We start from the raw sequence: 25,258 nt of genomic DNA, 5'->3' as shown, positions 1-25,258 counted from the left end.
CGGGCTGGAGACGGCACTTACTCGGCGTCGAGGTCCGTTTCCAGCAGCGTCACCAAGGAATCCAGGGCAGCGTCGGCGCCGTCGCCCTCGGCCCGAAGCACGACGACGTCGCCCTTAGCCGCACCGAGTGTCATGAGCGAAAGGATGCTGGCGGCGTCGAGCGCGTCATCGGTGGGCGAACCGGCCATCGCGATGGTCACTTCAACCGGGGATTCCCCCGCGGCTTCAGCAAAAATCGCCGCCGGGCGGGCGTGCAGTCCGGAGCGGCTGGCGATGGTGGCGGTGCGTTCGGGCATGGTTTCTCCTTGTGTTCATGTAACTCGGTACTGCGGGGCCGACTACCGGCAGGCTCAGAGTCCGAGTTCCTCGAGGATCGGCAGTTTGGCGCGGACCCAGGCCTTGGCGTCAAGCGCGTCGGGGGCGCTGAGGGCAAGCCGGGCCAGCTCTTGCGCCTCTTCCAACGTCACCGTCTTGAGCACGGTTCCGACGGCGGCCAGCGAGCGGGCGGTCATGGACAGCGTGGATACGCCCAGGCCAACGAGCACGACGGCGAGGGCGGGGTCCGCGGCAGCCTCACCGCAGACGCCAACGGGTTTGCCGTTGCCCTCCTCGGCCGAGCCCGCCACCGTCAGTTGCACGAGGCGCAGGACGGCGGGCTGCCACGGCGTGTTGAGTTCGGCGAGGGGGCCGAGTTGCCGGTCGGCGGCCATGGCGTACTGGGTGAGGTCGTTGGTTCCGAGGGAAGCGAAGCCCACGTGTCGCAGGACCGACGCCGAGGTCAGGGCCGCCGAGGGAACTTCCACCATCACGCCGGGAGTCTTGATTCCGGCGGCATCGCACATCGACGCGAAGCGGGCAGCCTCGGCCGCCGTCGAAATCATGGGTGCCATGACCCAGACCTCAGCTTCTGTTTCGTCGGCGGCTATGGCGATGGCCTCAAGCTGGCGTTCCAAAACTCCTGGTGTGGTGAAGTCGGTGCGGTAGCCGCGCACACCGAGGGCCGGGTTGGGTTCGGTGGCGTCAGTGAGGAAGGGAAGAGGCTTGTCAGCGCCGGCGTCGAGGGTCCGGAGCACCACTTTCTTGCCCGGGAAGGCGTCGAACACGCCCCTGTACGCGGCGGCCTGTTCAATGACGGTCGGTTCGGTGTCGCGCTCCAGGAAGCAGAATTCGGTGCGGAAAAGGCCCACGCCCTGAGCGCCCAGGGCAGCGGCTGCTGCGGCGTCCTTGGCGCCGCCGACGTTGGCGAGGAGAGGCACCAAGTGGCCATCCGCCGTCGTGCCGTTTCCATCAAAAACCGACAGGGTCGCGGCATTTTCTACCCATGCGAGGGCGGCCGCGCGCTGTTCTTCGGTGGGTTCGAGGGAGAGTGAGCCGGCAGCGCCATCGACGAAGACTTCGGTGCCGTCAGGAATCTCGTCAACTCCGCGGGCCGCGACAACAGCGGGCAGGCCCAGCGAGCGAGCGATGATCGCCGTATGGGACTGCGGTCCGCCGCCCGAGGTGACCAGTGCCGTCACGATCGCGGGGTCTAGCGTTGCGGTGTCGGCGGGAGCGAGGTCCTCGGCTACCAGGATGAACGGAGAGTCCGACGCCGGGATGCCCGGGGCGGGGACGCCGCGAAGTTCGGCGACGATCCTCGCGCGGACGTCGAGGACGTCTGTTGCGCGCTCGGCCATGTATCCGCCCAGGTTGTGGAGCATTTCGGACACGGAGGCGCCGGCTTCCCAGATGGCGCGTTCGGCGGAGCTGCCGTTGTTGTTGATGAGCTTGGTGGCCGATTTCAGGAGCATGGTGTCCTTGGCCATGAGCGCGGTGGCTTCCAGCACGGCTTTGCCGTCTCCGCTGGCCTTGTCCGCACGGGCTTTGAGTTCGTCGTGGACCGATTGGGCCGCCGCCTTCAGGCCTGCGACGGCCTCCTCCGCCGTGGTGGAAGCGGCAAGTTGCTCGCCCGACGGCGGCTCGCTGACTGGTTTGGGCATCTGACGGATAGTGCCAATGACTCGGCCCGGGCTGACGCCTACTCCTTGGAAATTCTGCACTGAAATCCTCTGTTCCTGCTCTCGGATCGGACCCACCGGCTGCGGCGCCTCGAGGTCCGAAAAAATCTCCTGTGACTCACTTCATATAGCGTTGCTATAGGTGCTAGGGTAGCGGCTATGAGTTTCGATGACCAGCTTCCGCCAAAAACTCGGCTGCTTCGCGCAGCTGCCGAGTTGCTGGCGAATTCGGACGGGTCACCGGTCTCTACGCGCCAAATCACCAAACTCGCCGGTGTAACGGCACCCACGCTCTACCACCACTTTGGGGACAAGGAGGGGCTTTTCGACGCCGTCGTTTCAGCCGGCTTCGAGGAGTACGTGGCGGGGGAGCGGGACTTCGCACCTTCAGGCGAACCCCTGGAGGACGTCCGTCGGATGTGGGACAACCACGTGAAGTTCGGGCTCACCCAACCGCACCTATATCTCGTGATGTTCGGCAACATCCGTCCCGAGAGCAGACCGTCCATCGTGGCTGATGCCGAGTCGCTCTTGGAGGAAATGCTGAGCAAGGCTGCAATTGCCGGGCAGATCAACGTACCGCCGCGTGAGGCTGCGAGGAGCATCCTCGCAGCCAACGTTGGAGTTACGCTCATGCTCATTGCCGACCCCTTGGAAGACCGGAACATCGAGCTTTCGACCATGACCCGGGATTCCATGATTTTCGCCGTGTCCACGGATGCAACCCGTGGCGCCGCATCAGACGACTCCGGTAAGTCGTCGGTTGTTGTTGCGGCAATCGCGCTGAATGCGGCCCTCCAAGCCTCGCATTCAGACCAGCTATCCAGTTCGGAACTGAAGCTTTTCCTTGAATGGCTTCACCGAATCTCCAGCAGCAGCTCCTAGAGCTGTGCCTCTTGGGTAAATACCGCTTGAGGTATATATCGACTGATCCCGCACTGATGCGGGACTCACGTTAGGAATTCACACAATGGCAACAGCGTCAGTTGCGAAACAGCGCACCAGCGTGCGCGTTGGTGTCCAAAAGTTCGGAACGTTCCTCTCAGGCATGATCATGCCCAACATCGGGGCCTTTATTGCATGGGGCATCATCACCGCCCTGTTCATCAAGACCGGTTGGCTGCCCGTCCCCGTGCTCGGGGGCTTCGGCAACGACGCTGCGGGCACGCCTAACGTGGGCCTCGTCGGCCCCATGATCACCTACCTGCTGCCGCTCCTGATCGCCTACACCGGTGGCCGGAACGTGTATGGTGCGCGGGGTGGCGTCGTCGGGGCGATCGGTACCATGGGCGTGATTGTCGGTGCCGGCATTCCGATGTTCATCGGCGCCATGATCATGGGCCCCCTCGGTGGCTGGACCATGAAGAAGATCGACTCCATCTGGGAGGGCAAGATCCGCGCGGGCTTCGAAATGCTGGTGAACAACTTCTCCGCTGGCATTTGGGGCGCCATTTTGGCCCTGTTCGGATTCTTCGGCATTTCGCCAGTGGTGCAGTCCTTCAGCACGGCTGCAGGCAACTTCGTCCAGTTCCTGGTGCACAACGGGCTCCTTCCGCTCACCAGCATTTTCATCGAACCCGCGAAGGTTCTGTTCCTGAACAACGCCATCAACCACGGCGTACTGACCCCGCTCGGCATCCAGCAATCGCTGGAGCAGGGCAAGTCGATCCTGTTCCTGCTTGAAGCCAACCCCGGTCCGGGTGCCGGACTTCTCCTCGCTTACATGTTCTTCGGACGCGGGGCGGCGAAGGCGTCGGCGCCGGGCGCTTTCATCATCCAGTTCCTCGGCGGGATCCACGAGATCTACTTCCCGTATGTCCTCATGCGTCCGCTGTTGATCCTCGGGACCATGGCTGGTGGCATGACGGGCATCGCGACCCTTGCAATCACCAACTCCGGCCTCGTGGCTCCCGCAGCCCCGGGATCCATCTTCGCCGTCATTGCCCAGACATCCCGCGACAGCTATGTGGGCGTTATCCTGTCGGTCATCCTGGCGGCGACGGTCTCGTTCCTCGTCTCGTCATTGATTCTGCGGACCACGCACCACAGCGACGAGGTCGACCTTAGCGAAGCCACCTCCAAGATGGAGGAAATGAAGGGCAAGAAGAGCTCCGTAGCTTCGGCCCTGGTGGGCTCAGGCGGCACTGCCGTCCTGACCAAGCCCATCCAGAACATCGTGTTCGCATGCGACGCCGGAATGGGCTCCAGTGCCATGGGCGCCACGGTCTTGCGCAACAAGATCAAGGCGGCCGGCTTCCCCCAGGTGAAGGTGACCAACGCGTCCATCGCCAACCTGAGCGACACGTACGACGTCGTGGTTACACACCAGGACCTGACAGAACGCGCCCGGCCGGTCACCTCCAGCGCGGTGCACGTCTCCGTTGACAACTTCATGAACAGCCCGCGCTATGACGAAATCGTCGACCTCGTGAAGAGCAGCAACGAAGGTCCCGGTGAAGGCACGACGGCGGCCGGTGCGGTAGACGCTTCCGCCGCAGCCGCCGCTTCCGGTACCGCAGCGGGTTCCGCCGTCGGGCAGTCCACCGCGCCTACCGCCGCCGGGGGCAAGGAAGTCCTGCTCCCCGAAAGCGTGATCCTCAGCGGCACGGCAACCGACCGCGACTCCGCCATCGATGAGGCCGGAAAGCTCCTGCTGGACCGCGGTTCCGTGGACATGGGCTACATCCACGCCATGCATGAGCGCGAGGAATCCGTGTCCACCTACATGGGCAGCTTCCTGGCCATCCCGCACGGAACCAACGCTGCCAAGGACCACATCCGGCACTCCGCTGTATCGATCGTCCGCTACCCCCAGGGCATCGACTGGGGCGGCAAGCAGGTCAAGTTCGTCGTCGGCGTCGCCGGCATCAACAACGAGCATCTCCACATCCTGTCCTCCATCGCGAAGATCTTCACGGACAAGGCGCAGGTAGCCAAGCTTGAGCAAGCAACCTCGGTGGAGGAAGTGTTGGATATGTTCGGAAAGGTCAACGCATAGTGAAGGCAGTCCATTTCGGGGCAGGGAACATCGGACGGGGATTCGTCGGCCTGCTGCTGCACGAGGCCGGATATGAGGTGGTCTTCGCCGATGTCGCGGATGCCTTGATCAGCCAGCTCGCCGCAGCGTCCTCCTACGAGGTCCACGAGGTCGGCGAAAACGCGGCGGTCAAGACCGTGTCCGGTTTCCGGGCCCTGAATTCGGGCACCGAAGAGGCCGCCGTCGTCGAGGAAATCGCGACGGCGGACCTCGTCACCACGGCGGTGGGGCCGCACATCCTCAAGTTCGTGGCACCGGTGATCGCGCGAGGCATCGCCGAACGCTCACCGTCGTTGGCTCCGCTCCAGGTCATGGCCTGCGAGAACGCGATCAACGCCACGGACCTCCTGCGATCCGAAGTGGAAGCCGCTTGGGACGGTGCCTCGGATGACCTTTCCTCTGCCGCTGTGTTTGCGAATACCGCGGTGGACAGGATTGTCCCCAACCAGGCGCCGGGCCAAGGCCTGGACGTCACCGTGGAGACCTTTTACGAGTGGGTCATCGACCGCACGCCGTTCGCGGGGAACGCGCCGGTGATCCCGGGCGCGACCTTCGTGGACGAGCTGGGTCCGTATATCGAACGGAAGCTGTTCACGGTCAACACCGGACACGCCTCCGCGGCGTATTTCGGCTATGCCGCCGGCTTGGAGAAGATCTCCGATGCGATGGCTGACCCCTCGGTTGCGGCCCGGGTGCGCGCGGTGCTGGAGGAAACCAAGCAGCTTCTCGTCGCCAAGCACGACTTCGACGAAGCTGAGCAGGAAGCATACGTGCAGAAGATCCTGTCCCGCTTCACCAATCCGTACCTGCCGGACACGGTGAACCGGGTAGGCCGTGCTCCGCTCCGGAAGTTAGGCCGGCATGAACGGTTCATCGGCCCCGCCGCAGAACTGGCCGAGCGTGGAGTCACTCCCGTTGCCTTGCTCGATGCGATGGCCGCCGCCCTTCGCTTCGATGACGGTGCCGACGACGAAGCCGTGGAACTCGCCCGGGTACTCTCCGAGATGGACGCCGCCGGGGCTGTTGAGCGCATCACGGACCTGCCGCCGTCGCACCCCTTGTTCCCGCAGGTGCTGAAGCTGATCGAAGCCCGCCAAGCCGAGGTTTAGTTCTCCGGCTCCAGACGCTCGCTCACTTTTGGGGCACTTTCAGCCGATCCTCGCGCAGATCTGACGGCCAAAACCGAAACCCTTCTTCACATCATGAAGAAGGGTTTCGGTTTTCGCCGCTGTAGCTGAGCGAGCGTCACGTTGCGATAGCCCATAGGTGAGCCGGCGTTTTAGCGGGCGGCGACGTCGACGGCGTTCGTTTCGGTTTCGGCCATGGCTTTCCACTCGGTCACACGGGCCTGGTGCAACGGTGATTTCCGGACCACGGCGTAGGCCGCGGCGAGGACGGCGAACCAGATGGGCGTCACGAGCAGGGCTGTGAGGGTGTCCGGTTGCGTGGTCAGTGCCCAGACCAGGAAACCGAAGAAGGCGAAGACCACCCACACCATCACAATGCCGCCGGGCATCTTGAAGGTCGACGCTTCGTGCAGGTGGGGCCGGCGCTTCCGGAAGACGAGGTAGCTGGCCAGAATGATGGACCAGACGAACATGAAGCAGACCGCGGACACGGTAGTGACCATGTCGAAGGCGGCTCCGATGTCCTTGCCTGCGTAGAGAAGTGCGACGCCGCCAAGTAGCAGCACGCAGGAGAGGAACAGCGCGTTCTGCGGGACCTTCCGGCTGGAAAGGCGGCTGAACAACTTGGGGGCATCGCCGTCGTTCGCCAGGCCAAACACCATGCGCGACGTCGAGTAGATACCGGAGTTGGCCGAGGACATGGCGGAGGTCAGGACCACGAGGTTCACCACGGTGGCCGCGATGCCCAGGCCGGCCAGGGAGAACATGGCGATGAACGGACTGTGCCCGGCCTTGAACTCCGTCCAGGGAATGACCGACATCAGGATGATGAGTGCGCCGACGTAGAACAGCATGACGCGGACCGGGATGGCGTTGATGGCGCGGGGCAGGTTGTGCTCCGGGTTCTTGGTCTCGGCCGCGGCGGTGCCCACCAGTTCGATCCCCACGAAGGCGAAGACGGCGATCTGGAAGCCGGCAACGAAGCCCATGAATTCCTTGGGGAAGAAGCCCCCGTGGCTCCAGAGGTTTGTAAAGCTCGCGGCTCCGGCGTCCGACGTGAATCCGGTGGAGATCATCACGATGCCCACGATGATCAAAGCGGCGATTGCGATGATCTTGATGAGGGCGAACCAGAACTCGGTCTCGCCGAAGGCCTTCACTGTGGGGAGGTTCAGCGCAAGGAGGATGGCGATGGTCGCCAGGCCCGGAATCCAGAGCGGCACCCCTGGCCAGAGCTCAGTGGCGTAGCCTGCGATGGCGATGACATCGGCCACCCCGGTCACTACCCAGCAGAACCAGTAGGTCCAACCGGTGAAGAAGCCCGCCCATGGACCAAGGAGGTCGCCGGCGAAGTCGCTGAAGGACTTGTAGTTCAGGTTGGACAGTAGGAGCTGGCCCATGGCCCGCATGACGAAGAACAGCATGAAGCCGATGATCATGTAAACGAAGATCACGGACGGCCCTGCGACGGAGATCGTTTTTCCGGAGCCCATGAACAGGCCTGTGCCGATGGCGCCGCCGATGGCGAGCAACTGGATGTGGCGGTTGCTCAGTGAGCGAGCCAGGTGCGGCTCGCTGTCCTTGCTCGAGGCAGTGCGTTGCCCCGTTATCGTCTGGTCAGACATTTTTGCATCCTTCGGGTGATTCGCCGCATGGTGACGTGGCTAACAAATCTGCTAGTCCAAACTAACTCGAACCATTCAGGAAATTGTGATTGAACGTTTCAGCCAGAATTCATGAAGGATCTCAAAAGCAGATCGCCGTTCGTTCAAGCTTGATATTTAGGTTGCCTAACTGTTAGGATACCTAAATATGAACACCAACCAAGCCGATGACGCGCTCCTCGCGCTCGCCCAATCCTTCCGGGAAGCCCTGCGCCAGAGTGTCTATGTGATGCGCCGCCTCGATTCCGAGGAGCCGCTCAGCGCGGCACAGCTTGGGGCGCTCAAGATGGCGCTCGACGGCGATGCCCGCGTCGGAGGTATCGCCCGGAACCTTGGGGTCAAGGTCCCCAGCGCTACGGAACAGATCATCAAACTCGAACGCGCGGGCCTCCTCCAGCGCGAAGCCGATCCGGACGACTCCCGTGCCGTTCGCGTCGTGGCAACCCCGGAAGGACGCGTCGCCGTCGAAAACGCCGACCGCCGCCGCAACGAATACATTGCCGGGATCCTTGGAACGCTGAGCCAGGCGGAGCGGGATGCCGTGGCGGCCGCGCTTCCGGTGTTCGACAAGATCAACAACTCATTGCAGAACCAAGCCAGGAATTAGGAGAGCAGTCCATGAAAGGCCAGCTCGCAGACCAACTGCAGCCAGCGGAAGAAACCCTCGAGGCCGAGAAAGCCTCGCTCCTCAAACAGCCGAAAGCTGTGTGGGCCACGGCGATTGCCGCCGTCTTCGCCTTCATGGGAATCGGTCTGGTGGACCCGATCCTGCCCGCCATCGCCAAGAACCTCCAAGCGAGCCCCAGCCAGGTGTCCCTGCTCTTCACGAGCTACTTCCTGATTACCGCCGTCGCGATGCTTGTGACCGGCTTCGTCTCTTCGCGGATCGGCGGCAAAAAGACGCTTATGATCGGCCTCGCGCTGATCGTCGTGTTTGCCTCGCTGTCAGGCATGTCCGGAAGCGTGGGTGAGCTGGTCGGTTTCCGCGCTGGTTGGGGACTTGGCAACGCCCTCTTCGTGGCCACCGCGCTTGCCGTGATTGTCGGCGTCGCGAGCGGCGGAACCGGAACAGCGATCATCCTGTATGAAGCCGCGCTTGGCCTGGGCATTTCGCTCGGCCCGTTGCTCGGCGCGCTCCTCGGCGGCTGGCAGTGGCGCGCCCCGTTCTTCGGCACCGCGGTCCTCATGGCCGTTTCCTTCATCGCGTTGCTTGCCCTGTTGCCCAAGACCCCGACTCCGGCCACGAAGAACCGTTTGCGCGACCCGCTCCTGGCCTTGGGCCACAAGGGCCTTCGCACTACTGCCGCCAGCGCCCTGTTCTACAACTACGGCTTCTTCACGGTCCTGGCCTTCACCCCGTTCATCCTGGGGATGGACGCCTACGGTATAGGCTCCGTGTTTTTCGGTTGGGGCGTGGCCGTGGCCGTGTTCTCGGTCTTCGTGGCACCCGTGCTGCAGCGTCGCTTCGGCACCACTAACGTCCTGGTCGGCACTCTGGCGGCCCTTTTGCTGGACCTCGTGGGGCTGGGACTTGCCGCGGGGCACTCGGTTGCGACCGTCGTCGTACTTGTCGTTGTGGCTGGCGCCCTGCTGGGTATCAACAACACGCTCTACACCGAACTGGCAATGGAAGTCTCCGATTCGCCGCGTCCCGTGGCGTCGGCCGGCTACAACTTCGTGCGGTGGATGGGTGGCGCGCTGGCTCCGTTTGCCGCGGCACAGCTGGGGGAGCACTTCGGCCCGCAGGTTCCGTTCTTCGCCGCCGCCGTTGCCCTCGGGTTGGCGATCCTCGTTGCCGCCGGCGGCCGCCGCTACCTGAAGTCGCACGAACCGCACCTCGTGTAGGAGGGCGAGGCTGGGCCCACGCCGCCAGGGTTCCCTGGCCGTGGGGCCCCACCCGGCGAGGGCCCCGGCCTGAGCTTGCGAAGGCCGGGAGCCGGTGGGGACTTGCGAGGCGAGGGTGGCGGCGGGGATTACTTCGGATCCGTAACCACGAGCTCCGCGGGAATGTGCCCCTTCGGGACGAACAAGGTCTCGGCCTGTTCGAGGGACATGCCGTTGGTTTCGGGCACCTTGAACATGACAAAGAAGAACGACGCCGCCGCGAACAGTGCGTACATGCCGTAAGTCAGCGGCAGCGAACCGGCCGCCATGATCGGGAAGCTCAGGGTGATGGCGAAGTTGGCGATCCACTGGGCCGCGGCGGCCAGGCCGAGCGCGCGGGCCCGGATGCGCGAGGGGAAGATCTCGCCCAGGAGTACCCACACCAATGGTCCCCACGAAGCGCCGAAGCTGACCACAAAAACGTTGGCTGCCACCAGGGCCACCGGACCCCAGGCGCCGGCCAAGGACACGGCGGAACCCGTTCCGGTCGCGGAAGAAAACGCCAGGGCCATGGCACCGAGGGACACCGCCATACCGATGGAACCGGCCAGCAGGATGGGCCGGCGGCCGATGCGGTCCACGAGGGCGATGGCCACGAGCGTGACGAGGATGTTGGTGATCGATGTTCCCACTGAGATGGCCAAGGAGTCTTGCTCGTGGAAACCGACCGCCTTCCACAGGGTGGTGGAGTAGTAGAAGATCACGTTGATGCCCACGAATTGCTGCAACACCGACAGGATGATGCCGATCCACACCACCGGCTGCAGGCCAAATGCCTTGCCGCGGAGCGAGCCCTTCGTGGTGGAGAGTTCGTCTTCCTTGATTGAGTCGCGGATTTCGCGGATGTGGCGTTCGGTGTCGTCGCCGGGCATCAAGGTGTCGAAGATCGTGCGCGCTGTGTCTTCCTTGCCGTTGAGGACAAGGAAGCGCGGAGATTCGGGGAGGCGGAAGGAGATCAGGCCGTATACCGCGGCGGGGACGGCGCACGCGATGAACATCCAGCGCCAGGCCTCAATTCCGAGCCACAACGCGTGGTGGGCGCCGCCTGCGGACGTCGCGAGGAGGGCGTCGGAGAGCAAGGCCGCGAAGATGCCTGTGGTGATCGCCAATTGCTGGAGTGACGCGAGCCTGCCACGGACCTGGCGCGGCGAGATCTCGGAGATGTAGGCCGGAGCGATCACCGATGCGAGGCCGATTCCCAGTCCGCCCACCAGCCGCCAGAAAACCAGGTCCCAGATGCCGAAAGCCAGGCCCGTCCCGATGGAGCTGACCAGGAACAGTGCGGCGCCGAGCTTCATTGCGGGGATGCGGCCGTAACGGTCCGCGACCTTGCCCGCCAGGTAGGCCCCTGCCGCGCAGCCGAGCAACGCGACCGCCACCGCGAAGCCCGTGACGGCCTCGCTCAGCACGAATTCGTCCTTCATCGCATCCACGGCGCCGTTGACCACGGAGGAGTCGAAGCCGAAGAGGAATCCGCCCACCGCCCCGGCAACGGCCAGGCCGATTACTTTGCGTGGGACGCCCGAGCGGGTGTCGGAGCTGGAATCGGACATGGCTCTCCCTTGCGGAAATGTAGTGGATCATGCGGCGCGGTCGTCTTCGGCAGCTTGTTCCGACGGGGACGCCGGTGCAGTCGCGCTACACAGTGTGGCACGCCGCCAGCGTGACTTCCAATCAGCGCGCCAGCCACGCCGCAAGCGTCACGCCACGCAGACTTTTGCGCCGGCGTCGGGCACTCCGCCGCACGAATACCGGAAACGAGAACGGCAGGCAGTCCAAAAGACTGCCTGCCGTGACGCGGTTCGACGAATGAGTGCGCTTAGTGCGCGGAGACGGCTTCTTTCGCAGCAGCCTTCGGGTCCGTGAGTTTCTTGTTCGGCAAAGCGAAGGTGATGAGGAACGCGAGGCCGGTGAGTGCCGCAGCGGTCAGCATCACGGTGTCGATCGACTGAGCGAAGCCTTCAAGGATGGGCCGTGTGAGCACCGGGTTGGCGTGGTGCAGCCAGCTCGTGTCGTTCAGCGAATCGTTCGTGGCGCCGTGCTTGAAGAAGTCGTACAGCTTGGCGTTGGCCGGATCCGCGGCGACCGCAGGATCCTTGAGCACCTTGAGGTAGTCGGCGCTGCCCATGGCGTCCTTCATGCCCGAGGCGATCTTGTCAGCGGCCAGGCTGAAGAGCATGGAGATGAACACCGCGGTTCCCACCGCGCCGCCCATGGAACGGAAGAACGCCGCGGTGGACGTGCCCACACCCATGTCCTTCGACGGGACCGAGACCTGCATGGCCAAAGTGAGCGGCTGCATGCAGAAGCCCAGGCCCATGCCGAAGAACACGGCGATCAGGCCGGGAACCCAAAGTCCGGTGTCCACTCCGAGGGAAAGGCCCATGACGATGGCGGCGGCGGTCAGGATGGCCGTGCCGAGGATCGGGAAGATCCGGAAAACGCCCGACGACGAGATGGTCCGCCCCGCTGTAATGGAACCGAAGAGGATGCCCACGGTGAAAGTGATCATCATGAGGCCGGCTTCGGTGGGGGTCAGGCCCTTGACGAGCTGCAGGTACATCGGGAGCATCGCGATGGCACCGAACATGCCGATACCGATGATGAAGTTCAACAGGGAGGACAAGCCGAAGGTGATGTTCCTGAAGAGCCGCAGGGGGATCAGCGCGTAGTCGCCGGCACGCCGCTCAACCAGCAGGAACGCGACGATGCCAATGAAGCCAAGCGCGTAGCAGATCCACGCGTTGACGGAGGTCCAACCCCAGCTGCGGCCTTGTTCGGCCACGAGCAGCAAAGGAACGATTGCCAGCGTGATGGCTCCTGCGCCCCAGTAGTCGATTTTCTGCTTGACGTGCTTCGCGGGCAGGTGCAGGTAGAGGAACACCACGGCCAGTGCGGCAAGGCCGATGGGCAGGTTGATGAAGAAGACCCAGCGCCAGCCGTCGAAGCCAAGGATGTTCGGGGAGCCGGCGAAAGCGCCGCCGATCACGGGTCCAAGGACCGAGGAAACACCGAACACGGACATGAAGTAGCCCTGGTACTTGGCGCGATCCTTCAGGGCAACGATGTCGCCGATGATGGTCAGTGCAAGGGCCAGCAGTCCGCCGGCGCCCATACCCTGGATGCCGCGGGCGATGGCGAGCTCGGTCATGGAGTGCACCGAGCCGGCGTAGAGCGAGCCGGCGAGGAAGATCAGGATCGCGGCCAGGTACAGCGGGCGGCGGCCGAAGATGTCGCTGAGCTTGCCGTACAGCGGGGTGCTCACCGTGGAGGTGATGAGGTAGGCGGTAGTCGCCCATGCCTGCAGGGACAGGCCGTCGAGGTCGTTGGCGATGGTGTAAATGGACGTGGACACAATGGTCTGGTCCAGCGAGGACAGGAACATGCCGAGCATGAGGCCCACCATGACGGTGAGCGTCTGACGGTGTGTCAGGACCTCTCCGGCGGCCCGCGCAGGCGTGGCGTTGGACATTGCTTCTCCAAGGGTGGATGAAAAGGGGACTAAGCAGGATAGTTGCTTTCAGTAACTATCCTACTGGCTCCTGTATTCCCTGTCTTACCCGATGGAAGAGAAAAATGTCACCGCTCGACGAGAATCCCGTCGGGGTCGCAGTAGATCAGGTTGCCGGGTTCGATGTGCACCCCGTCAATCACCAGCGGGATGTCCACTTCGCCGCGGCCTACTTTGGAGCTTTTCTTGGGATTGCTCCCGAGGGCCTTGACCCCCAAAGGCAGCTTCGCGATCGCCACGCGATCGCGAATGGCCCCATTGATCACGACGCCGGCCCAGCCGTTCGCGACGGCGCTCTCGGCGATCATGTCCCCCATGAGGGCTGTGCGCAGCGAGCCGTAACCGTCCACCACCAGCACGGCGCCTTCGCCGGGTGTTGCCAGAATGGCCTTCACCAAGGCGTTGTCCTCAAAGCATTTGATGGTGCGAACAGGGCCGTTGAAGTGCGAGGCGCCGCCAAGATCCTGGAACTGCAGTGATATCGACTCAACATCCTCGGCGCGCTCGTCGTAGAGATCGGCGGTGTTGACGGGGTTCGCTGGGCTGTTCATCGTTGATCCTCCTCGGTCCGTTGGAGCTACCCTAACCCGTGCGGACTTGCCTCGGCGGGTCCGGACGGGGCAGTTGTCCACATGCGCGCCTTCATGACAGCCGAGCTGGCTCCCTCGGCGCTAGGCTGAATCCATACGACCAGACGCTAGGGGAGCACCTTCATGAGGGAAGTACGGTCATGAGCCTGTCCGAGGTGCCCGGCTCATTGCCTGAAAGGCCGGTGACGGATTCTCCCGGGCCGCAGGCTCCCCTAGGAACACAAGACGGCCCGACGACGGCGCTCGCCGAGCCCGTGGAGCGTGTCCGTGCGCTTTGGGTCACCGGAGTGGTGCTCGTCAATGTGGGCATCAACGCCGCGTTCTTCGGTCCCATCCAGGTTTTGCTGGGACAGCAGGCCATCCACTTTGACGAAGGCCAGAAGGAAGCCATCCTTGCGCTTGTTACCGGGTGCGGCGCCGCGGTGTCGATGGTCGCGAATCCCCTCTTCGGCGCGTTCAGCGACCGTACTACGTCCCGCCTTGGACGACGCGTTCCATGGGTGATTTTCGGCGCGATCCTGGCCACCGCGGCATTGCTTGCCCTGGCAGGAGCCCCCAATGTGGCCGCCATGACGATTCTGTGGTGCCTTGTCCAAGCCGGTTGTAATGGGGCGTATGCGGCCATCACGGCGGCCGTTCCGGATCGGGTACCAGTGCCTCAACGCGGCGCTGTCGGCGGCCTTGCGGCCATGGGCCAGACCGTAGGTATCCTCACGGGCGCGGTGATAGCTTCCGTCGTTTCGGGAAACTTCGGCCTCGGCTACATTGTGTGCGCGGCTGCGCTGCTGGCCGGCGTCGTGCTCTATCTTTTCAAGAACGACGATGCGCCCCTCCCCGCGGAGAGCCGACCATCGTTCAAGCTGTGGACATTCGTCAAGGGATTCTGGATCTCGCCGGTCAAATACCCGGACTTCGCGTGGGCCTGGTTGACAAGGTTCCTGGTCAATGTCGGCAACCATATGGTCACGTTGTACTTGCTCTTCTTCCTCAAGGACGCCGTGCATCTCGAGGAATCGCAGGGCATCAAGCCTGAGCTCGGGGTCCTCATCCTCACAGGCCTCTATGCCGTTATGGTCATCGTCACCAGCGTGGTTGGCGGTGCCATCAGCGACCGCATGGGCAAACGCAAGCCGTTGGTCATTGCTTCCTCCGTCGTCATTTCGATAGCCGCTTTGATCCTCGCGTTCGAACCCACATGGACCGGGGGCATCGCGGGCGCGGTGGTGCTCGGCATCGGCTTCGGCGCGTACCTTGCGGTCGACTTTGCCCTTATTACCCAAGTGCTCCCCACGGCGCTTGACCGGGGGAGGGACCTGGGGGTTATCAACGTCGCCAACTCTTTGCCGCAAGTGATCGCGCCCCTTATTGCGTACCCTTTTGTGGCGTTCTGGGGCGGCTACGTCTCGCTGTATGTGGCCGCCGCTGTCACTGGCTTGCTGGGAGCGGTATTCGTGGTGAAGATCAAGGGCGTCCAGTAGCCTCCGGGAATCGGCTCTCAGGGAACTGACAAGTTGCTGCCGTATCATTGTCAGGACGCGCTCGGTCTTTGGGGGGGCCGCGCAATCTCCCAGAACGAAGCCCAAACCAACAGAACGCCGGAAATGTCCGAACCGAACTCCTTGGAACCGTATTCGCTGGATCTGGCCGCGGGGTTGCCCCAAATGGCGGCTGCTCCCACCACGCCGAGACAGCTATTGCGCTACGCCCGGATACTGAAGACTGCCGCGGGATTCGCCCAGCGGCAGTTCGATACCGTGAGCCTTTCGGACGTCTCCACCAGGGCCCACGTTCCCCTTGGGACGCTCTACCGCTATTTCCCGTCCACGGTCCACCTGATGCTTGCGGTGTACCGGCAGCAACTCCGGGAACTCAACGACTCCAAGCCGGCATCTTCGCGGTGCAGCCACCAGGAACTCACCGGTCTCGGGATGGAGATCTTCCACATGCGGGTCATGCAACCCGCCGTCGAACACTGCCTGTCCCGCACGTGGGACACCCGCGATGGTGACATCCCCGTACTCTTGCGCGACATCGAGGCGCTCTCCGCCGACATGGTGGCCGCGGCGATCGGCGACTCCGGCAGGGCCCGGATTCTGCTCCACGTCATAAGTGGTCTGGTCCAGTCCGTCAACTGCCGCCGGATCTCACTTTTCGACGCGGAGAAAGACCTCAAGAACGCCTGCAATTTGATTGCGGACGCGTAGCTTTCCTTAAAAGTCCACGTAATTGGTCTAGACCAATACGAGCAAAAGTATGAGTTTATGGCTGGATGTCTCTAGTCTTCCTATCAGGCCACTGTCTAACAAGACAGGACCCAAGCGGCTAGCAGCCCATATCCGCAGGAGCCTCACCGCCCGGACCAGACACCCTTGGTCCGGCACCGAAGCCTCAATACCTGCCCGAATTGTGCCGTGGGTTCACGGCTAGCCTGAGGAGACAACGACGTGTCCGTCGAGACCATCACCCCTGAACAGAACCTGACTGCCCTGGTGCTGAGCGAAGAGGAAATCTTCACCGCCCACGAAGGCGGCAAGCTTTCGGTTTCCAGCACCGTGCCGCTTGTGGACAAGCGGGACCTTTCCATCGCTTACACCCCCGGGGTCGCCGAGGTGAGCCGCGCGATCCACGCCAACCCTGAGCTTGCACGCACGCACACGTGGGCCGAGCGCCTCGTGGTGGTCGTCAGCGACGGCACTGCGGTCCTTGGCTTGGGTGACATCGGACCCAGCGCCTCCCTGCCTGTCATGGAAGGAAAGTCGGCGCTGTTCAAGGCGTTCGGCGATCTCGATTCCATCCCGTTGGTCCTCAACACGACCAACGTGGACGAAATCATCGAGACCCTTGTCCGTTTGCGTCCGAGCTTCGGAGCAGTGAACCTCGAGGACATCTCCGCGCCCCGCTGCTTCGAACTCGAAGAACGTCTCATTGAAGCGCTGGACTGCCCCGTGATGCACGATGACCAGCACGGTACCGCCGTCGTGGTTCTCGCAGCCTTGACGAACGCCGCGAAGGTGACCGGCCGTGAACTGGAGGGACTGAAAGTCGTGGTCTCCGGTGCGGGTGCCGCAGGCATTGCTGTCTCCGAAATCCTGCTGACTGCGGGGGTCAAGGACGTCGTCCTTTTGGATTCCAAGGGCATTATCAACGCCGAACGCTCCGACTTGGTGGCCGACTCTGGCAGCGTCAAGGCCCGGTTCGCCCAGCGCACCAACCCCCGCGCCCTTTCCGGCGGCCCCGCAGAGGCGCTGCAAGGCGCAGACGTGTTCATCGGCGTTTCCTCGTCAAAGCTGGCCGAGGAGCACTTGAAGCTCATGAACGAGGATTCGATCGTGTTCGCCCTGTCCAACCCGGACCCGGAAGTCCTGCCCGAGGTCGCCGTCAAGTATGCGGCCGTCGTGGCCACCGGCCGGAGCGATTTCCCGAACCAGATCAACAACGTCCTCGCCTTTCCCGGGATCTTCCGTGGGGCACTGGACGCCGGTGCGCGCCGCATCACCCCGGCGATGAAGATCGCCGCGGCCCGCGCCATCGCCGCGCTGGCCGAGGGTGAACTCTCCGCCGATTACATCGTGCCCAGCCCACTCGATCCCCGAGTCGCTCCTGCCGTCACGGCGGCGGTTGCCGCTGCGGCCGAGTAGTCCGCGCGTTCAGACCGAATAGCCGACGACGGCGACGCTCCCGTGCTGGGGAGGGTCGCCGTCGTTCTTTGTTCCGCCGTTCTTGGCAGGACCAATGCCAGCGATGGTGAGCGAGCGTTGGGGTTTTGGCCGGGCTATGTGAGCGAGCGTTGGTTCCGACAAACCCTCGGTCACCTTTGGCACTCTTTCGGCGGACGCCCGCTCAGGTCTGTCGGCGTTTCGGCGGACGCTCGCTCAGGTCTGTCGGCGTTTCGCGGACGCTCGTTCATGTCTCGCGTTGGCTCCGAGGATGAATCTGCTGGCTTCGGGGTGGAGATCGGACGCTGAAGGGCAGAATCGGCGTCGACGTGTCCCCGGCCGTGGATAGGGTGGCTGACATGGAACAGACACTGAAAGTTGCACGGCAATGGGGCGCCCCAGCGGCGGCCGTCATTTTCTTCGCGCTGTGGTGCGTGGCGGAAGCGGGAAGAATGGCTCCGTGGATTGCCCATTGGTCCGAAACATGGACGTTTATCCTGCCGAGGTTCGCGATACTAATCTTGACCACATTCGCCATTGCTGTCTCGGCGTGGCGGCCCGTCCTGTCTCTGGGATTCACGGCCGTCCTGCTGACGGGGCAGTTGGTGTACTTTATCCCGCAACCGTATTCCGATGATTGGCCCATCTATTTGGGATCCTTCGTTGGCTTGGGGTTCTCCATGTGGACTGCGCGAGGTCGTCTGCCATATGTTGTCGCCGGGAGCAACTTCGTTTTTGCGGGTGTGATGACGTTCATCATGCTTTCATGGCGATACGGAGGCGGCATTGGATGGTTTAGACAGTTGTTCATGGGGGACCGGTACGCGTTGGCCAACTACGGCTGGCAACTCTTCTCACTTCTTCTCCTCATCGCTGCAAGCTGCGCTGCCGTCGGGATCGCTCTGCGCCTTTATGAAGAACGCCGAAACCTCTTCAAGGCCAAGGTCCTTGTCCAAGCAAACCTCAAGGAAACCGAGGTCGAGCTGGTCGTCGAGCAGGAGCGCACTAGGATCGCCCGTGACCTCCACGACGTCTTGGCGCACTCGCTCGCTGTGATCGCCGCGCAAGCCGACGGCACCCGCTATCTCAGCCAAGACCAACCCAAGGCGGTGCTCGACGCGTTGCAGAACATCGCGGTATCGGCACGCCACGCATTAGTGGACGCTCAGCGCGTGATCGAGGGAGTCCGCGACGACGGTCTGGTAGCCCCGCAGCCTCGGCTCACCGACGTCGGGCCTTTGCTCGAGCGGATGCGTCAGGGAAGCCTCAAAATCGAGCAGAGCGAAACCGGAACCCCGGTCGAGCTTGGCGCGGGTCAGCAACTCGCAGTATTCCGGATTGTCCAGGAATGCCTCACAAACGCTCTCAAACACGGCGGACGCGGCACCGCTGTGCGTCTTCACTTCGACTGGAGCGGGCCAGGGCTGACCATGCACGTTGCCTCGGAATTGCCGCCATCCGTTTCGATTGGGGACACGCACGACGGCGGTGCCGCCGAGCGCGTGGGGCGCGGCATTCCCGGAATGCGCGAGCGGGCGCACCTTGCGGGTGGCTGGCTCAGCTCCGGGCCAGATGGCGAGCAGTTTCGTGTGACGGTCTTCATCCCTTATGGCTCACGCCCGGCACCACTCCTGCCGGAAGGCGGCTCGGAGCGGGAGGCCGTTCCGCCCGGAAAGGAAGCGGAGCGGGAGCCGGCATTGGCTCTCAAGGGCGCGTCGCCGTCGTCGGTCCCTGAGCAGGCAAGTGCCGGACGTGGCTGAAACGCCCATCACGGTTGCCCTCGTTGACGACCAGCCTTTATTCCGCTCCGGCATCCGCATGCTGGTGCAGAGCCAGCCGGACATGGACATGGCCTGGGAGGCCGACGACGGCGAACAAGCCGTGGCGCTCGCGGCCAAGCAGTGGCCGGACGTCATGCTGATGGATCTTCGGATGCCTGTGTTGGACGGAGTCGAGGCCACGCGGCGCATAACAGATGAAGCCGATGCGGTCGGCGTGGACCGACCCAAGATCATTGCCCTCACCACCTTCAACAGGGACCAAGCGGTTGTTGAAGCCGTGCAGGCGGGCGCCAATGGCTACCTGCTCAAGAGCGCCGAGCCGGAATTCCTGCTGGCCGCCATCCGTACCGTGTATTCGGGATACTCGGTGATCGCACCCGGTTCCGTTCACGAACTCTTCCAGCACGCGGCTAGGACGGTGCCGGTGGCCGGGCCGGACCTCGCCGTGTTGGACGAGTTGTCTCCACGTGAGCGGGACGTGTTCCTGCTGGCGGCCAAAGGCTTGGGTAACGCCGAGATGGCGCAGAGCCTGTTTGTCTCCGAGGCCACAGTGAAATCCCACCTGCGCAGTGTGCTCAGCAAGCTCGGGCTGCGCACAAGGCTTCAGTTGGTGGCGTTCGCCTACGAACGCAGGCTCCTCGGCTAGGCCCAAGGACGCTAAGGCGGCGGCCGCCCGTAAAGGGGCGGTCGCCGTCGTGGAACTGCAGAGTGCTGCAAGTGTCAGGGTGCGCTACATGGCGCGGCCCTTCGACTCCTCCCTTGCGTCGCGTCCAAGCCACACGCCAAGGCCAACCATGACGACACCGAGAACCAGGTGCAGCCAGTCGTCCGCAGCGTTCATGGGCACAAAGTCAGCGCCCATGTTCGACATGGTGATGAGACCGTAGATCCAAAGGACGAGGTAGATTGCGCCGCCACCGATGAGGTAACCGCGCGCCATCCTTCCTGTCCTCGCGAAGTACAGGCCTGCCGCGCCGAAAAGCAGATGGACAATGTTATGCAGGATGGATACCTGGAAAATTCCAAGTAGCATTGCGCCCGAGTCGTGCCCTGCGAAGGCCATGGCGCCGTAATTGCTGGTGATACCCGGGATGAATCCCAGGACGCCAACAGCAAGGAAAACCCAGCCCAAAACGAGTGCTGTGTTGTGGAGCGTCAGCCCCATCGCGTGGTGCTGCGCGGGGTGTGAAGCAGTAGTCATAGCTCCTCCCGATCACGATATTCATCCGGCCCTTCAAATGGAGGGTCGCATCGCGGCAAGGAGTCGGAACCCTGCCGACGAGGTTATCTTACTCCCGAAAACCCGGGAAATAGAGGGGAGAACCAGGGGCAAGCGCGGCTAGCATGGTTCTTGTGATGCCCAATTCTGCGACGCCTTTCCTGCGACGGCAGGGCACCCTTGAGTGAGCCGTCAGCTCCGGGAATGCGCGGAGCGATCTTTGGGGACACGAGGGACATCACGCCGTTCCGGAACGGACATGTCCGCACATCCGCGAGTGGGCTGGCTGAAGGCTTGAGCGGTGCCATTGCGGGTGTCCTGAAAGGAAGGGCAGCTGGCAGGATCGACGTGGCCGGGGACCCTCCCAGGATCCGACGGCTGGCAGGCAAGACGGCCAAATCGGTGTACGACGCCGTCTTCACCAGCACGGAACCGGACCGGCTCATCAACCTGGCGCGAACCTACCCCGGCTGGGCCGGCCTCTGCTACGTGATTGCCGGACTGCTTGTGTACAAGCACGGCGGGTATCTCCGGGCGGCGGAACTGCTGCAGCGGGGCTTGTCCATACGAATCGACGACGCCGCCAGCCAGTTTTCCGCAAGTTACCTTCGGAGGGTGGTCACGCGGGTCGAGGTAGCGGAGCGGATTGACGTTCCCGTCCTGTTCAGCGAGGAAGCCGTGTTCCTTGCCCTCTCGCATTGCTTCCGGGAGACGGGCCAGACCGCGGAGGCGCTGGACATCCTGGCCAGTTTGCCGCCGTCGTTGCCCACTGCCTTGGCGCGCTGCACCGCTGCGGCAGCGCTCGAGCGGCACGCCGGCGTCGTCGCCTGGACTGAGGGGCTCCGCAACACGGACGACCTCTCGGCGGCGTTGTTGCTGATTCGGGCACAGTCGCTCCGGGCGTTGGGGGAGCGGGAAGCGGCGCAGGCCGCAATCGCGGAGGTGCTTCGGAGGAAGAAGACCAGCCTCGCCTTGCGCAACGACGCGCTCACGGACCGGGCACTCTCGATGCTTGAGGTCAGGCGGCGGCGCACCCCGCGGCCGCCGATTCCCCGGGCGGCCGTGCGCCGGAAGTCCGGCAAGTCCAAGGAAACTGAGCTTGAGGCCGTCGATGGCATCCGCAAGGATGTCGAGGTGCGCCGGATGTGGAACAAGGACTTCGGCGAACCGGACCACTAACGAGCCCGGCGGCCAGGGCAGGGCCGCAAGTTCGCGGGCGCTTCAGCGGAGAAGCGGAAGCAACTGCTCGCCGAGCAGGACGGCGCCGAGTGCCACCATAATGATGCCGCTTGCAAGGGTCACCGCACGCGCGGCGGAAGGCCGGGACTGCAGCAGCTTCCGCGAGGCCAATGCCACGGCCGTGTAAATGATGCCCGCGAACAAAACGAACGTGAGGCCCAGTACACCGGACTGCACAGGCACCGGCAACGACGCCTCCGGGCTCACGAATTGCGGCACGAGCGCGAGGAAGAACAGCAGCCCTTTGGGGTTGATGCCGCTTGTGCCCATTCCTTGCAGGAAGGTGCGCAATTGGTTTCGGGACTGCCCGACGGCGTCATCCGCACTGAAGCGTGCGCCTCGCCATGAGCGCATGGTGCTCACGCCGAGCCAGAGCAAATAGGCTGCGCCGGCGATCGTGAGCCAGCCGAGAAGCCCCGGAACGCCCGTCAAGAGGGCTGCGAGTCCGGCCACCAGGAGGGCCGTGTGCAGTACATAGCCGCTGCACAGCCCGGCCACGGCGGGAACGAAGCTGCGCTGCCGCAGGCCTGCGGCAATCGAATACGCCCAATCGACTCCCGGGGTGCACGCCAAGGTGACAGCGACAATGACGAAGGCGACAAAAAGCTGGGGATTCATGGTTGCTCCTGGCTGGCGGTTACACCATGAACTTTAAGGAAAATCGACCCATAAGTGTTCCCGTTTTTAGCCAGACCTGCCGAGATGCGGGTAAAATATTTGCGTGATTGACGGTATTGATAGAACTATTTTGCGCTACCTCAAAGAGGATGGCCGAATGACCGCCACTGCGCTGGCCTCGAAGGTGGGACTGACCGTGGCGCCGTGCCATCGAAGACTGCGGGATCTCGAGGCCTCCGGGGTCATTCGGGGGTACAGGGCAGACATCGATCCGGGTGCGATTGGCCTGGGATTCGAGGCGATAGTCTTCGTGACGCTGCGTCAGGCTGACCGCGCCACGATGTCGGAGTTCGAAGACCGCGTGGCGGCAATTCCGAACATCGTCGAGGCCCAGCGGCTCTTCGGCTCGCCGGACTACCTCCTCCGCGTGATTGCCGCCGATCTCCCGGCCTACCAGCGCTTCTATGACGACCAGCTCTCAGCGCTTCCCGCCGTCGAGCGCCTCAACTCGACGTTGGTGATGAAGAACCTGAAGTCGAACGCGGGACCGCCGGTCTAGGCTCGGGCGTCATTCGGAGGGGTGGGGCGTTGGAAGTCATTGCCTGATTCTGCTGTCCGGCCGGAGGGCGACCCTTGCGGGTGTGGAAAAGTCCGGCGGTTTTTTTCGTGGGTGCGGGTTCGTTGGGCTTATATTGTCGGGGGTCCCTGGGAGAGTTTCTCTATGGACGGCAATCAGGGAACTGAGCGGATCGGGACGGGCGCGCCTTCGGGCGGCGCTGGCCTGGATGCTGCAGTCCGGGGTGCTGCAGTACCGGGCGCTGATGTCTTGGGCGGCAGGACCATGGATGGCCGGAGGCCGGGGAGCCGGATCGTTCGTGTGTCGGAGCTGATTGCCGCCGTGAACGCGATCCGGCCCGGCACCGACGGCAACAAAGACGGCGGCGCGGATCCGCTCGCGGATGCTGAATCGGGTGCCGAGCTGATCGACCAGTTGAGGGGCTTGGAGGATTTGAAGTCCGCGGCCGCGGCTGCGCAGGCGAGGATCGCGGTGGCATTCGACGCAGCCCAGCGCGGCGCGGACGCGGCGGCGGGTGTCCCGGCGGAAGAGCGCGGCCGCGGGGTGGCGGCGCAGATCGCCTTGGCACGGCGGGAATCCCCGTCCTGCGGATCGAGGCTACTCGGACTCGCCAAGGCACTCGTCACCGAAATGCCGCACACCCTTACCGCCCTCGACAACGGCCGGCTCAACGAATGGCGCGCGACGTTGCTGGTGAAGGAAACAGCCTGCCTGTCCGCCGAAGACCGGTGCGCGGTGGATGAAGAGCTCGCCGCCGACACCGGAACCTTCGACGGCGCCGGGGACAAAACCATCACCGCCGCGGCACGGGCGGCCGCGTACCGGCGGGACCCGCGCCAGGTCGCGGACCGGGCGGCCCGTGCGGCGACGGAGCGGTGCGTGAGCCTGCGCCCGGCACCGGACACCATGACCTACCTGACCGCCCTGCTTCCCGTCGCGCAGGGGGTGGCGGTGCACGCGGCCCTGTCCCGGCACGCCGACACCCTCCGCGCCACCACCGGGGACGCCCGGTCCCGGGGCCAGGTCATGGCCGATGCCCTGGTCGAACGCATCACCGGCACCCCGGCAGGAATCACCGGGGTCGAGATCCAACTCGTCATGACCGACCGCACCCTCATCCAGGCAGACAGCGAACCGGCCCGGCTTACCGGGTACGGGACCGTCCCCGCCGCCTGGGCCAGGAACCTCCTGGCCGGAAACAGGCCCGCCGACCCCGGCCAGCCCGAGCCAGAGGAGCAGGAGTTCAAGGTCTGGCTCCGGCGCCTCTTCACCGCCCCCGGAACCGGGGAACTCCTCGCCGCGGACTCAAGGGCGCGGTTCTTCCCGCCCGGGATGCGGCGTTTCATCCAGGCCCGCGACGATACCTGCCGCACCCCGTACTGCGACGCGCCCATCAGGCACTACGACCACATCATCCCTTGGCACCAAGGCGGCACCACCAGCCTGGACAACGGCGCCGGCCTGTGCGAAGCCTGCAACCACACCAAAGAACTCCCCGGCTGGACAACAAAGTCCGGTACTGGCACACGGAACGTCCTGGAAATCCACACCCCCACCGGACACAACTACCGCTCCACAGCCCCACCCCTACCCGGAACACCCGGAACACCCGGAACACTAGGAACACTAGGCGCACCCCTGAACGGAGACCCGCCCGGCGGACGGGCACCGGAAACCGTGGACCTGTACATACTGGAGCCACCGGAAGTACTGGGAGCACCATCCGGACTTGCGCGAGTCTGCCTAGGCGCGTCTGCTGTTCCTGCCTTACGGCGCATTCGGCACGCGTGCCCCGCCAAAATCAGTGCCGCGCCAAAATCAGGCCCGCAGCAACCCCGTCGTCCTGTACGGAATGACTTCGCGCAGGAACATGCTGGTGGAGGTCCGCACGATGCCCGGACAGAGCCGGATCTCTTCGGACACCCTGTACAGGTCGTCCGGGCTCGCGGCGACCACGCGGATGATGAGGTCGGTATCGCCGGCCGGTGCGTGGCATTCGAGCACTTCGGGAATGTCGCGCAAGGCGGCGATCGCTTCGTTCAGCCGACTTTGATCCAACTCCGCGCTCACTGCGGCCGCAACGCCCCGGCCCAGCGCCGAAGGCAGTACCCGGCTGCTGTTCGGACGCAAAGCGCCCGACGCCGACATGCGCTCCAGGCGCGACTGGACCGTTCCGCGTGCCAAGCCCAAGCGCTGGGCGAGAACCATGATCGGAACCCGGGGATCGTCGTCAAGCGCGGCAAGGATCCGCTTGTCCGTTGAGTCCAATTCCTGCATGACGGCCCGCCTTCTGCCTAGTCGTCGAAGATCGGCTGGTCAAAATGACCAGCCAGTCCCCATTCTTCCGCACAATTGCTG

Annotated in this window: 22 protein-coding genes and 1 pseudogene; 13 read left to right on the top strand and 10 right to left on the bottom strand. The window is 63.9% G+C overall.

Going from position 1 to position 25,258, the window contains the following annotated elements; translation table 11 throughout:
- Nucleotides 1-17: 17 nt before the first annotated feature.
- Together J2S96_RS05620 and ptsP are read right to left on the bottom strand one after the other, a co-directional pair.
- Complete coding sequence (locus J2S96_RS05620; protein ID WP_306860762.1) at nt 18-296, bottom strand: HPr family phosphocarrier protein; 279 nt, start codon at nt 294-296, stop codon at nt 18-20.
- Nucleotides 297-350: 54 nt separating this feature from the next.
- The gene (ptsP, locus tag J2S96_RS05615) at nt 351-2,039 is read right to left on the bottom strand and encodes a phosphoenolpyruvate--protein phosphotransferase (RefSeq protein ID WP_306860761.1); all 1,689 of its coding nucleotides are present in this window, start codon (nt 2,037-2,039) and stop codon (nt 351-353) included.
- A gap of 117 nt (nt 2,040-2,156) precedes the next feature.
- Between ptsP and J2S96_RS05610 the strand changes: the two genes are divergently transcribed.
- The 3 genes from J2S96_RS05610 (at nt 2,157) to J2S96_RS05600 (ending at nt 6,143) form a co-directional block, all read left to right on the top strand.
- Nucleotides 2,157-2,882: a TetR/AcrR family transcriptional regulator gene (locus J2S96_RS05610; protein WP_306860759.1), complete on the top strand. Its 726-nt coding sequence runs from the start codon at nt 2,157-2,159 to the stop codon at nt 2,880-2,882.
- A gap of 85 nt (nt 2,883-2,967) precedes the next feature.
- The gene (locus J2S96_RS05605; protein ID WP_306860757.1) at nt 2,968-4,995 is read left to right on the top strand and encodes a PTS mannitol transporter subunit IICBA; all 2,028 of its coding nucleotides are present in this window, start codon (nt 2,968-2,970) and stop codon (nt 4,993-4,995) included.
- Nucleotides 4,995-6,143, top strand: a complete 1,149-nt coding sequence (locus tag J2S96_RS05600; RefSeq protein ID WP_306860755.1) for a mannitol-1-phosphate 5-dehydrogenase — start codon at nt 4,995-4,997, stop codon at nt 6,141-6,143. Before J2S96_RS05605 ends, J2S96_RS05600 begins: the two co-directional genes overlap by 1 nt.
- A 170-nt stretch (nt 6,144-6,313) precedes the next feature.
- On the opposite strand, the gene J2S96_RS05595 is transcribed toward J2S96_RS05600, so the two are convergent.
- On the bottom strand, nt 6,314-7,786 hold the full coding sequence (locus J2S96_RS05595; RefSeq protein WP_306860753.1) for an amino acid permease: 1,473 nt from the start codon (nt 7,784-7,786) through the stop codon (nt 6,314-6,316).
- Nucleotides 7,787-7,973: 187 nt separating this feature from the next.
- On the opposite strand from J2S96_RS05595, the gene J2S96_RS05590 reads away from it, so the two are divergent.
- On the top strand, nt 7,974-8,432 hold the full coding sequence (locus J2S96_RS05590) for a MarR family winged helix-turn-helix transcriptional regulator (RefSeq protein WP_306860752.1): 459 nt from the start codon (nt 7,974-7,976) through the stop codon (nt 8,430-8,432).
- Between the two features lie 11 nt (nt 8,433-8,443).
- A complete protein-coding gene (locus J2S96_RS05585) occupies nt 8,444-9,670 on the top strand; it encodes an MFS transporter (RefSeq protein ID WP_306860750.1) in 1,227 nt (408 codons plus the stop codon).
- A gap of 128 nt (nt 9,671-9,798) precedes the next feature.
- Here J2S96_RS05585 and J2S96_RS05580 read toward each other — a convergent pair whose 3' ends face one another.
- From J2S96_RS05580 to rraA, 3 genes are all read right to left on the bottom strand, one after another.
- Entirely contained in the window at nt 9,799-11,262 is a 1,464-nt protein-coding gene (locus tag J2S96_RS05580) for a sugar porter family MFS transporter (RefSeq protein ID WP_306860748.1), read from the bottom strand.
- Nucleotides 11,263-11,528: 266 nt separating this feature from the next.
- Nucleotides 11,529-13,181 (bottom strand): MDR family MFS transporter, encoded by a 1,653-nt coding sequence (locus tag J2S96_RS05575; RefSeq protein WP_306860746.1) that lies wholly within the window; start codon nt 13,179-13,181, stop codon nt 11,529-11,531.
- 107 nt (nt 13,182-13,288) lie between these two features.
- The gene (gene rraA / locus J2S96_RS05570; protein ID WP_306860744.1) at nt 13,289-13,771 is read right to left on the bottom strand and encodes a ribonuclease E activity regulator RraA; all 483 of its coding nucleotides are present in this window, start codon (nt 13,769-13,771) and stop codon (nt 13,289-13,291) included.
- Nucleotides 13,772-13,950: 179 nt separating this feature from the next.
- Between rraA and J2S96_RS05565 the strand changes: the two genes are divergently transcribed.
- The 3 genes from J2S96_RS05565 (at nt 13,951) to J2S96_RS05555 (ending at nt 17,448) form a co-directional block, all read left to right on the top strand.
- Complete coding sequence (locus J2S96_RS05565; protein ID WP_306860742.1) at nt 13,951-15,288, top strand: MFS transporter; 1,338 nt, start codon at nt 13,951-13,953, stop codon at nt 15,286-15,288.
- A 123-nt stretch (nt 15,289-15,411) separates the two neighbouring features.
- Nucleotides 15,412-16,014 (top strand): TetR/AcrR family transcriptional regulator, encoded by a 603-nt coding sequence (locus J2S96_RS05560; protein WP_306860740.1) that lies wholly within the window; start codon nt 15,412-15,414, stop codon nt 16,012-16,014.
- A gap of 240 nt (nt 16,015-16,254) precedes the next feature.
- Nucleotides 16,255-17,448, top strand: a complete 1,194-nt coding sequence (locus tag J2S96_RS05555) for an NAD(P)-dependent malic enzyme (protein WP_306860738.1) — start codon at nt 16,255-16,257, stop codon at nt 17,446-17,448.
- 9 nt (nt 17,449-17,457) lie between these two features.
- Here the strand turns inward: J2S96_RS05555 and J2S96_RS05550 are convergent, their stop codons facing one another.
- Nucleotides 17,458-17,622 carry a hypothetical protein gene (locus tag J2S96_RS05550; RefSeq protein ID WP_306860736.1) on the bottom strand — a complete coding sequence of 55 codons (165 nt, stop codon included), beginning with the start codon at nt 17,620-17,622 and terminating at the stop codon, nt 17,458-17,460.
- A gap of 203 nt (nt 17,623-17,825) precedes the next feature.
- Between J2S96_RS05550 and J2S96_RS05545 the strand changes: the two genes are divergently transcribed.
- Both J2S96_RS05545 and J2S96_RS05540 read left to right on the top strand, forming a co-directional pair.
- Nucleotides 17,826-19,226 carry a sensor histidine kinase gene (locus tag J2S96_RS05545; protein WP_306860735.1) on the top strand — a complete coding sequence of 467 codons (1,401 nt, stop codon included), beginning with the start codon at nt 17,826-17,828 and terminating at the stop codon, nt 19,224-19,226.
- On the top strand, nt 19,219-19,893 hold the full coding sequence (locus tag J2S96_RS05540; protein WP_306860733.1) for a response regulator: 675 nt from the start codon (nt 19,219-19,221) through the stop codon (nt 19,891-19,893). The genes J2S96_RS05545 and J2S96_RS05540 overlap by 8 nt, the downstream gene beginning before the upstream one ends.
- An 84-nt stretch (nt 19,894-19,977) precedes the next feature.
- On the opposite strand, the gene J2S96_RS05535 is transcribed toward J2S96_RS05540, so the two are convergent.
- Entirely contained in the window at nt 19,978-20,448 is a 471-nt protein-coding gene (locus J2S96_RS05535; RefSeq protein ID WP_306860731.1) for a DUF4383 domain-containing protein, read from the bottom strand.
- A gap of 222 nt (nt 20,449-20,670) precedes the next feature.
- Between J2S96_RS05535 and J2S96_RS05530 the strand changes: the two genes are divergently transcribed.
- On the top strand, nt 20,671-21,645 hold the full coding sequence (locus J2S96_RS05530; RefSeq protein WP_306860729.1) for a hypothetical protein: 975 nt from the start codon (nt 20,671-20,673) through the stop codon (nt 21,643-21,645).
- A gap of 42 nt (nt 21,646-21,687) precedes the next feature.
- Here J2S96_RS05530 and J2S96_RS05525 read toward each other — a convergent pair whose 3' ends face one another.
- A complete protein-coding gene (locus tag J2S96_RS05525; RefSeq protein ID WP_306860727.1) occupies nt 21,688-22,323 on the bottom strand; it encodes a LysE family translocator in 636 nt (211 codons plus the stop codon).
- Nucleotides 22,324-22,426: 103 nt separating this feature from the next.
- Here J2S96_RS05525 and J2S96_RS05520 point away from each other — a divergent pair, with 103 nt between their 5' ends.
- Together J2S96_RS05520 and J2S96_RS05515 are read left to right on the top strand one after the other, a co-directional pair.
- A complete protein-coding gene (locus tag J2S96_RS05520; protein WP_306860725.1) occupies nt 22,427-22,882 on the top strand; it encodes an Lrp/AsnC family transcriptional regulator in 456 nt (151 codons plus the stop codon).
- 282 nt (nt 22,883-23,164) lie between these two features.
- Nucleotides 23,165-24,496 (top strand): annotated as a pseudogene (locus J2S96_RS05515) (HNH endonuclease); the annotation flags it as partial.
- Between the two features lie 222 nt (nt 24,497-24,718).
- On the opposite strand, the gene J2S96_RS05510 reads toward J2S96_RS05515, so the two are convergent.
- On the bottom strand, nt 24,719-25,177 hold the full coding sequence (locus J2S96_RS05510) for an Lrp/AsnC family transcriptional regulator (protein WP_306861294.1): 459 nt from the start codon (nt 25,175-25,177) through the stop codon (nt 24,719-24,721).
- Nucleotides 25,178-25,258: the final 81 nt, after the last annotated feature.

The sequence above is a fragment of the Arthrobacter bambusae genome (assembly GCF_030812595.1).
GTDB classification, from domain to species: Bacteria; Actinomycetota; Actinomycetes; order Actinomycetales; family Micrococcaceae; genus Arthrobacter; species Arthrobacter bambusae_B.
The sequence above is the reverse complement of the archived record's forward strand: the minus strand, read 5'-3'. Positions and strand labels throughout refer to the sequence as shown.